This window comes from Streptomyces anandii JCM 4720 (assembly GCF_014650655.1).
GTDB lineage: Bacteria > Actinomycetota > Actinomycetes > Streptomycetales > Streptomycetaceae > Streptomyces > Streptomyces anandii.
Map to the genome: position 1 here is coordinate 118,853 of NZ_BMVJ01000017.1, position 7,486 is coordinate 126,338.

Annotated in this window: 8 protein-coding genes and 1 pseudogene; 3 read left to right on the plus strand and 6 right to left on the minus strand. The window is 73.4% G+C overall.

The window, feature by feature from the left end; genetic code table 11:
* A pseudogene (locus IE249_RS38560) lies at positions 1–653 on the minus strand (hypothetical protein); the annotation flags it as partial.
* Between the two features lie 299 nt (positions 654–952).
* On the opposite strand from IE249_RS38560, the gene IE249_RS26535 reads away from it, so the two are divergent.
* Positions 953–2,788: a DUF8508 domain-containing protein gene (locus IE249_RS26535; protein ID WP_189708643.1), complete on the plus strand. Its 1,836-nt coding sequence runs from the start codon at positions 953–955 to the stop codon at positions 2,786–2,788.
* 132 nt (positions 2,789–2,920) lie between these two features.
* Here the strand turns inward: IE249_RS26535 and IE249_RS26540 are convergent, their stop codons facing one another.
* From IE249_RS26540 to IE249_RS26555, 4 genes are read right to left on the minus strand one after another with little or no spacing between them, the layout of a single operon-like run.
* Positions 2,921–3,445 carry a DUF3618 domain-containing protein gene (locus IE249_RS26540; RefSeq protein WP_189708645.1) on the minus strand — a complete coding sequence of 175 codons (525 nt, stop codon included), beginning with the start codon at positions 3,443–3,445 and terminating at the stop codon, positions 2,921–2,923.
* Positions 3,442–3,909, minus strand: a complete 468-nt coding sequence (locus IE249_RS26545; RefSeq protein ID WP_189708647.1) for a phage holin family protein — start codon at positions 3,907–3,909, stop codon at positions 3,442–3,444. The genes IE249_RS26540 and IE249_RS26545 overlap by 4 nt, the downstream gene beginning before the upstream one ends.
* A 53-nt stretch (positions 3,910–3,962) precedes the next feature.
* Positions 3,963–4,688 (minus strand): hypothetical protein, encoded by a 726-nt coding sequence (locus IE249_RS26550; RefSeq protein WP_189708649.1) that lies wholly within the window; start codon positions 4,686–4,688, stop codon positions 3,963–3,965.
* Positions 4,685–4,864 carry a hypothetical protein gene (locus IE249_RS26555; RefSeq protein ID WP_189708651.1) on the minus strand — a complete coding sequence of 60 codons (180 nt, stop codon included), beginning with the start codon at positions 4,862–4,864 and terminating at the stop codon, positions 4,685–4,687. The genes IE249_RS26550 and IE249_RS26555 overlap by 4 nt, the downstream gene beginning before the upstream one ends.
* A gap of 153 nt (positions 4,865–5,017) precedes the next feature.
* Here IE249_RS26555 and dapA point away from each other — a divergent pair, with 153 nt between their 5' ends.
* Complete coding sequence (gene dapA / locus IE249_RS26560) at positions 5,018–5,989, plus strand: 4-hydroxy-tetrahydrodipicolinate synthase (protein ID WP_189708653.1); 972 nt, start codon at positions 5,018–5,020, stop codon at positions 5,987–5,989.
* Positions 5,986–6,486, plus strand: a complete 501-nt coding sequence (locus IE249_RS26565; protein WP_189708656.1) for an HAD domain-containing protein — start codon at positions 5,986–5,988, stop codon at positions 6,484–6,486. The genes dapA and IE249_RS26565 overlap by 4 nt, the downstream gene beginning before the upstream one ends.
* A 21-nt stretch (positions 6,487–6,507) precedes the next feature.
* On the opposite strand, the gene dapD is transcribed toward IE249_RS26565, so the two are convergent.
* The coding region (dapD, locus tag IE249_RS26570) for a 2,3,4,5-tetrahydropyridine-2,6-dicarboxylate N-succinyltransferase (protein ID WP_229859325.1) at positions 6,508–7,486 on the minus strand (979 nt) is incomplete at its 5' end.

Here is a 7,486-nt window from a genome sequence, read left to right on the forward strand (position 1 = left end):
ATCGCGTCGGAGACCTGCTCCAGTATGTCGTTGGTGGGCTCCCCCATGTCGCTGGGCACGATCACCGAGGCGGCGAGCGCGGGCAGCGGCACGGCCCCGGCACCTGCGACGGCACCCGGCCCTTCCCCTCCCGCCGTCAGCAGATAGAGGCTGGCCAGCACGCCGTCGAGGAACTCCGCCTCGGCGCCCGGGTCCCAGTCCAGCGCCGAGAAGTCGACCGGGCCGCCCTCCTCCATCGCGTCGACGAGACCGTCGAGGTCCGGCACGCTCGCGTCGGCCAGCACCGACTCCAGCACGGTCAGCCACACGGACAGCACGTCGTGCGGCGAACCACCGGTGAGCACGGCCAGTTCCGGCCCGGCGGCCACGGTCCCGGCGTCCTCGTCGGCGATCTCGACGAGCCCGGCGTCCAGGGCCGCGCGCCACGCCTCGCTCGCGCAGGCGGCCGCGTCGTCCCCGGTCAGCCCGAGCACCTCGGCGGCGGCGGGCAGTTGCTCCTCCACCAGCACGCCCCCGGCGTCGACCCGTGTGTCCGGCCCGGCCCAGCGGGCGAGCCGCGCGGCGCGCGAGAGCAGCGGGGTGGCGAGGGCGTCCCGGGCCAGTTCCGGTTCGGAAACGAGCCGCACCGGCGGCAGCGGGGACCTGTCTGACATCGGCTGGTTCTCCTAGGGCCTGTGGTTCGCCGGGTTCGCCCGGCCCGGGGCTGGACGGGCCTGACGGCTCAACCGCTCAGCCTAGACGGATTTCCACCCATGCCGCCCGGTTCATCTCCCCGCCGGCCTCCGTACATGGCCGAAACCTTGACAACTGGCCCGGCCCCGCAGGAGATTGACGCGCGTAGAAGTTCGGGGGACAGCTGTTCACTGTTTTCCGGGTGCTCTACGCGCGTTGTCATGTCTCCATCCGTTCCACCCTCGTCCCGGCGCTCACGTACGTCCCCGGAGGGATCCCGTTGCCGAGCAAGTCTTCCGCGCGTCTCGCCGCGCTGACCGTCGCCGCCGTCTGTTCCGCGGCGGCGGTCGTCCAGACGATCGTCCTCCCCACGCCCGCGCACGCGGACTCCGTGCGCATCCACGACATCCAGGGCACGACCCGGATATCCCCGTACGCCGGCCAGAAGGTCGCGGACGTGGCCGGAATCGTCACCGGCGTGCGCGCCTACGGCTCGTCCAAGGGCTTCTGGATGCAGGACCCGGACCCGGACGCCGACCCGGCCACCAGTGAGGGCGTCTTCGTCTTCACCAGCTCCGCCCCGAAGGCCGCCGTCGGCGACTCGGTCACGGTCACCGGCACCGTCTCGGAGTACGTCCCCGGCGGCGCCTCCTCCGGCAACCAGTCGGTCACCGAGATCACCAAGCCGGCGGTCACCGTGGTCTCCAGCGGCAACGCGGTCCCGGCGCCGGTCGTCGTCGACGCGAGCTCGGTCCCGGCCGCGTACGCCCCGGCCGGGGACACCGCCGCGAACGGCTCGGTCAACGGCCTGACCCTCCAGCCGTCGAAGTACGCCCTGGACCACTACGAGTCCCTGGAGGGCATGAACGTCCAGGTCGCCGACGCCCGCGTGGTCACCGCCACCGACCCCTACAGTGAGCTGTGGGTGACGGTGAAGCCGCACGAGCACGCCAGTCGCCGCGGCGGCACGGTCTACGGCTCCTACGACTCCCAGAACACCGGCCGCATCCAGATCCAGTCGCTCGGCTCCACCGCCGACTTCCCGGTGGCGAACGTCGGCGACACACTCGCCGGCACCACCACCGGCCCGCTGGACTACAACCAGTACGGCGGCTACACCCTGGTCGCGGACCACATGGGCACGCTCCGGAGCGCGGGCCTGCGGCGGGAGACCACCCGCAAGCAGTCGCGCGGGGAGCTCGCGGTGGCCACGTACAACGTCGAGAACCTCGACCCCTCCGACTCGACCTTCGAGGCGCACGCCTCGGCGATCGTGAACAACCTCCAGTCGCCCGACATCGTGTCCCTGGAGGAGATCCAGGACGACAACGGCGCCACCGACGACGGCACGGTCGACGCGAGCGTGACGGTGAACAAGCTCATCGACGCGATCGTCGCGGCCGGCGGCCCGAAGTACGAGTGGCGCTCGATCGACCCGGTCAACGACCAGGACGGCGGCGAGCCCGGCGGCAACATCCGCCAGGGGTTCCTGTTCAACCCCGCGCGGGTCTCCTTCACCGACCGCCCCGGCGGCGACTCGACCACCGCGGTCGGCGTCACCAGGGAGCACGGCAAGGCGGCCCTCACCTTCTCCCCCGGCCGGATCGACCCGGCGAGCGACGCCTGGAAGTCAAGCCGCAAGCCGCTGGCCGGCGAGTTCGTCTTCCGCGGGCGCACGGTCTTCGTGGTCGCCAACCACTTCGCCTCCAAGGGCGGCGACCAGGGGCTGACCTCGCAGTACCAGCCGCCGACGCGCGGCTCGGAGGTGCAGCGCCACCTCCAGGCGGCCGAGGTCAACTCCTTCGTCAAGGACATCCTCAAGGTCCAGAAGAACGCGGACGTCATCGCCCTCGGCGACATGAACGACTTCGAGTTCTCCGGCACCGCGAAGATCCTCGAGGGCGACGGCGAGCTCTGGTCGGCGATCAAGTCCCTGCCCAGGAGCGAGCGCTACACCTACGACTACCAGGGCAACCAGCAGGTCCTGGACCAGATCCTGATCAGCCCGTCGATCCGGCGCGGCTGCGACTTCGAGTACGACAGCGTCCACATCAACTCGGAGTTCCACGACCAGATCAGCGACCACGACCCGCAAGTCCTGCGCTTCCACCCGTAGCGGCGGGAACGCCCCGGGCCCGGCCGCCGGAACGACACGGGAGCCGCCCCCACCCAGGCGGTGGGGGCGGCTCCCGCGGCTGCTCCCGCGGCTGCTCGCGTGACTGCTCGCGTGAGCAGCGGTACAGCGGCGTCAGCAGTACCGGCTGTGCCGGTTGTGGCGGAACAGGAGCACTCCCGCCGTCACCAGCAGGGCGCCCGCCGCGCCCGCGATCATCACCGACCGCGGGTTGCGGCGGCAGGCCTCCACCGCGTCGTTCACGCTGTGCGGCACGGAAGTCTCGACGGTGTGTCCCGCCTGCGCCACCCGGTCCTGGACGCCGTGCCCCACATGGGACGCCTTCTCCTGCGCCCGGTGCCCCGCGTGGGTCACGCGCTCCTGCGCCACGTGCCCGGCGCGGGTGGCCTTCTCCTGGGCGCGGTGCCCGGCGTGCGCGGCGGTGCTGCGCAGCTGGACCGTCATCGCGCCGGCCTTGTCCCTGAGGTCGGCCGCGCGGGCCTTGGCGCGGCCCTTCACGTCGGCCTTCGCAGCCAGTTCCTCGACGGTGTCGCCGAGCCGGCTCCTGGTCTGCTCTATCTGCTGCCTGAGTTCGTCGGGGCCCTTGGCGCCGGTGGCCCGCGCGGACCCGCCGTCCGCCCCCTGTGTCCTGTCGGTCATCGGTGGTGCGCCCTTTCCCTGATCTCCTCGACGTCCGCCCTGACGCTGCCGAGCGTCTCCTCGGGCTTGGGCGGTGTGGCACGGCGCAGCTGGGCGCGGCCGGCCAGGGCCAGCAGGCCGGCGATCGCGAACAGCCCGCCGGTCACGATGAGCGCGGCGGCCCACACGGGCAGCGCCAGCGAGATCGCCGCGATGACCGTGGCGGCGAGCGCGATCAGCCCCACGTAGCCGATGGCTCCCGCGGCGCCGAGCATTCCGCCGCCCCGCCCCATCCGCCGGCCCTTCTGGGCCAGCTCGACCCGGGCGAGGGTCATCTCCTGCCGTACGAGCTCGGAGAGCTGTTCGGTCGCCTGGTGGACGAGTTCGCCCACCGAACGTTCGCCCGCTGAGCGGACACCCACCGGGTGGTCGCCCACCGGGTGGAGTTCGTCGCGCACGGGCCTGGCATCGATGGTCCCGGTCACGATGTCCCGCCTCCTCTCGGTCCGGAACACCCGGGTACCCGCGCCGGCGGCCGCTACCCCTGGCCAGGACCAGCGGGCCCACCCTCGCCGAGCCGCGCGAGCTGTGTCTGGAACCAGTCGAGCCGGGCCTGCAACAGGGCCGCCTCGGCGGCCAGTTCCGGCACCCCGAGTCCCTCGGTGCCGGCGCCGCCCTCGTCTCCGGGTCCGCCGGGCACGCCGGGGCCGGCCGCCGGCCACGGCGCCCGCCCGACGGCCGCCACCCGCAGCCCGTCCCCGGCCAGCCGCGCGAAGGCGGCGAGGGTCAGCGACGTACGGCCGCGCGCACAGCCCGCGCACGAGGGCGCGAGGGCGAGGCGGCCCGGCCTGCCCCAGCCCGCGTCGGCGAGCGCCGCGGCGGGCGCGCCGCAGGCGCAGGGGCCGACGGTGGCCGTGCGCACCCGCTGGCGGGCGTAGCGGAAGCCGCGCTCGAAGCGGATGTAGGCGCCGAGGACGGAGACCTCCAGCAGCACGGCGGTGCGGTGCTCGGCGGTGCACAGCATCGCCTCGGCGGCGGCGCGTTCGTGCACACAGTGGAAGCCGCAGTCGCACAGCCGGGCGGGCGGGCGGTGCCGGCGGCCGTAGACGCAGGCCGCGTCGGCGAGGACGCCGTACGGCAGCGCACCGCCGAGCGACACTCCGGTGAAACCGGCCCGGGTGCCGTCGTGGGACAGCACCGGGTGGGCGATCTTGTATCCGGTCGGCGGCCTCGTCGGGCGTTCCGCGGGCAGCCGGAGCCTCATCGGGCGGCCGGCACCTCTTCGGACGCGGCGGCGCTGCGCCGTGTGGGCTCCTCACCCGTGCCGGGCTCCGCGGGCTGCGCGGTGCGCGCCGGCGACGCGGGACGTGCGGGCTCCTCCTCGGCGGCCGTGGGCCGCTCCTCGGCGAATCCGGTGGCCAGTGCCTTACCGAGCTTCATGATGCCTCCCATGACCTGCCCGTCGGTGACCTCCTGCCATGGTGACCCATGGCGGCCTGCTTTGGACAGGGCACGCCCGATCCAGCATTGCTTACCAATACGCGGTAGGAGATTTAAGTAGCGCTACGCAAAAGACCCGCCGAGACTACCCCCATGACGAAGACAGCCGCCTCCCTCCCCTCCGCCTCCCCCTCCCTCGGCCGGGCCCTGTGCGCGATGATCACGCCGTTCACGGCCTCCGGCGAACTGGACCTGGACGGCGCCCAGCGCCTGGCGGCCCGGCTGCTGGCCGAGGGCTGCGACGGTCTGGTGCTGAACGGCACGACGGGCGAGTCGCCGACCACGACGGACGCCGAGAAGACCGCGCTCGTGCGGGCCGTGCGCGAGGCGGCCGGGGAGGACGTCCCGGTCGTCGCCGGGGTGGGCAGCGCCGACACCCGGCACACCGTCGAGCTGGCGCTCGCGGCCGGGAAGGCGGGCGCGGACGCGGTGCTGGTGGTGACGCCGTACTACAGCAGGCCCCCGAAGGAGGCCGTAGCGGCGCACTTCCGCACGGTGGCGGACTCCTGCGGGCTGCCGGTCGTGCTCTACGACATCCCCGGGCGCACCGGCACCCGCATCGAGCCGGACACGATGCTCCGGCTCGCCGAACACCCGCGGATCGTCGCGGTCAAGGACTGCTCCTACGACTTCCTCGCCGCCCAGAAGCTGCTCGCGCGCACCGAGTTGGCCTTCTACGCCGGCTGCGACGAGCACAACCTGGCCCTGTACGCGGTGGGCGGCACGGGATACGTCAGCACGGTGGCCAATGTGGCCCCACGCCACATGCGCGCCGTACTGGACGCGTTCGACGCGGGCGACACGGCGGGCGCGGCCCGGCTGCAGCAACGGGCCACCGAACTGGTCGAGTCGGTGATGTCCTCCGGCCTGCCCGGCACGGTCACCGTCAAGGGCCTGCTCACCGCCCTCGGCCGGCCCGCGGGCCCGGTCCGCCCGCCCCTGCTCCCGGCCGCCCCGGAGACGGTCGCCCATCTGCTGGCGGTCCACGAACGCCTGACGACCGACACACCGGACGCGACGGCACCGGCGGGGCGGCGGGCGCCTTGTCGTACGGTGGCCGGGTGAGCCGGCCGCTGCTGTTTCTCGACGTCGACGGTCCCCTCAACCCCTGGGCGGCGGAGCCGGAGCGGCCCGAGGGGTACACGACCATCACGGTGGCCCTGCACCCCGGCCGGGCACTCCTCGTCCGCCTCAACCCCGCGCACGGCCCGGCACTGCTCGGCCTCGGCTACGAGCTGTGCTGGGCCACCACGTGGATGGACGCCGCCAACCGCTGGATCGCCCCGGTCGTCGGCCTGCCCGAGCTGCCGTACGTCGACTTCGGCGCCGGCCTGTTCGCGCTGCGGCCCGACGGGGTGCACTGGAAGACCGAGGCGATCGTGGCCCACGCCGCCGGGCGCCCGTTCGCCTGGGTGGACGACGAGCAGAGCGGCGCGGACACGGCGTACGTGCGCGACACGCACCCCGCCCCCGCACTGCTCCGGCAGGTCGACCCGGCCACCGGCCTGACGCCCCCCGACTTCACCGCCCTCGCGGACTTCGCGTCCTCCCTGACCCGGTGAACGCACCCGCCCGGGCGGCGGTCAGTTGTGGCTGTGCAGGATCTCGTTCAGGCCGCCCCAGACCGCGTTGTTGGGGCGGGCCTCGACGGCGCCGGTGACCGAGTTGCGGCGGAAGAGGATGTTGGAGGCGCCGGAGAGGTCGCGGGCCTTGACGATCTCTCCGTCCGGCATGGTCACGCGGGTGCCCGCGGTGACGTAGAGGCCGGCCTCGACGACGCACTCGTCGCCCAGCGCGATCCCCACGCCCGCCTCGGCGCCGACCAGGCAGCGCTCGCCGATGGAGATGATCACATTGCCGCCGCCGGAGAGCGTTCCCATCGTGGAGGCGCCGCCGCCGATGTCGGAGCCGTCGCCGACGACCACGCCGGCCGAGATGCGGCCCTCGACCATGGAGGTGCCGAGGGTGCCCGCGTTGAAGTTGACGAAGCCCTCGTGCATCACGGTGGTGCCCTCGGCGAGGTGCGCGCCGAGGCGGACCCGGTCGGCGTCGGCGATGCGGACGCCCTTGGGGGCTACGTAGTCCGTCATGCGCGGGAACTTGTCGATCGACGTCACCTGGAGGTGCAGGCCCTCCGCGCGGGCGTTGAGACGGACCTTCTCGATGTCGTCGACGGCGACCGGGCCGAGTGAGGTCCAGGCGACGTTGGCGAGGAAGCCGAACATGCCGTCCAGGCTCAGGCCGTGCGGCTTGACCAGGCGGTGCGAGAGCAGGTGCAGGCGCAGGTAGACGTCGTGCGCGTCGATCGGCTTCTCGTCGAGCGAGGCGATGACCGTGCGCACCGCGACCACCTCGACGCCCCGGCGGGTGTCGGGACCGGTCGCCGCGGTCGCGCCGCCGCCGAGCAGCTCCGCGGCCCGCTCGGCGGAGAGCCGCTCGGTACCGGCCGGACCGGGCTCGTCCGTCAGCTCGGGCGCGGGGAACCATGTGTCGAGGACGGTGCCGTCGGAGGCGATCGTGGCGAGTCCGGCGGCCACGGCGCCGGTGGTGCGGGGAGCAGTC